Origin of the sequence: Christiangramia aquimixticola (genome assembly GCF_048285835.1) — a bacterium.
In the GTDB taxonomy this organism is placed as follows: Bacteria; Bacteroidota; Bacteroidia; order Flavobacteriales; family Flavobacteriaceae; genus Christiangramia; species Christiangramia aquimixticola.
Genome location: NZ_JBLVTL010000001.1, coordinates 163,502 through 164,761, shown reverse-complemented (window position 1 = coordinate 164,761; position 1,260 = coordinate 163,502). Strand labels below are relative to the sequence as shown.

The 1,260-nt window shown below is 34.8% G+C and carries 1 protein-coding gene; it reads left to right on the top strand.

Features of this window, described 5'->3' with window-relative positions; all coding sequences use genetic code 11:
* Positions 1 to 860 (top strand): thrombospondin type 3 repeat-containing protein (locus ACNKXV_RS00695; RefSeq protein WP_417905779.1); only part of this gene is annotated, 860 nt, incomplete at its 5' end.
* Positions 861 to 1,260 lie beyond the last annotated feature (400 nt).

The following is a 1,260-nucleotide window of genomic DNA, read 5'->3' as shown; positions in this document are numbered from 1 at the left end:
ATCAATGTTCAGGTACACCTCCTAATACTCCAGTTGATAGTACAGGTTGTGAAATTGTAACAGGACCATGCAATGGAATTGGTGATTCCGATAATGATGGAATTTGCGACGATGTTGATAATTGTATAGGTACTGCTAATCCAGACCAGGATGATTTTGATGGCGACGGTAAAGGAGATAGTTGTGATGATGATATAGATGGGGATGGAATACCAAACGCCCAAGACCTATGTTCTAAAACACCTCTTAATACCACAGTAGATAATACTGGTTGTCCAATTGTAGCTGGTCCTTGTGATGGTATTGGGGATACAGATAATGATGGTGTGTGTGATGATGTAGATAATTGTATTGGAACACCTAATCCCAATCAGGAAGATTTTGACGGGGATGGAATAGGAGATGTGTGTGATTCTGATATTGATGATGATGGAGTTCCGAACGGATCTGATAACTGTGATAGAACCGTAGAAGGAGCTATAGTAGATTCCTCAGGTTGTTCTATATGTGATCAACCATTGTATGCATATATCGTTGGATCTCAGGATCCTGTAGTTGTTAGTCCTACTGTATATGATCTAGTGTTCAATCAAGACAATGTGGGACTTGTCATTATTAATACTACGACCAATGATGATATTGAAATTCAAATTGGAATGGAGGCTAACTCGCCATATGATATTATTGGATATAATATTACCATAACTCAGAATGGAAGTGGAACGACATATTCAATGATGAATATTATCTCACCAGATCTAACTACAGGTGTTTTATTATTTGATGTACCAGATAATTTCGATACATCTCAGTTTAATCTTCAATTAGAAGCAATTTTATGCGAACCTAATTTAAATTAAAAAGAAAATTAACCCGTCTCAATTATTTGACCGGGGGGTGACTAATTCAGCGGGTTAATATACATATCCCTATATGAGATATGTGTGAGCTGTCCGGAAATTCCGGACAGCTTTTTTTTGCAAAATTTTGAAAAAGTTGACGGTGATGTAAAAATATTGTTATGTTAGAAACTGTAAGTCAGTAAGTTAAACGTAGGAAAAGACCTCCTAAAATTTTTAAATAAGCTGAGTTTACACGGTGTTTCAAGGTTCATTCTAATAAATCCTTCGATAAATGACATTGCTCCAAATTCATTTTTGATGTCTAAATATTTATTAAATGTAAGAATTTGATTGTTAAAAATTTAACTTAAATAAAGGTTAAAAATTTTGGAACAGACTTTGTAATTCCAACTGCAGA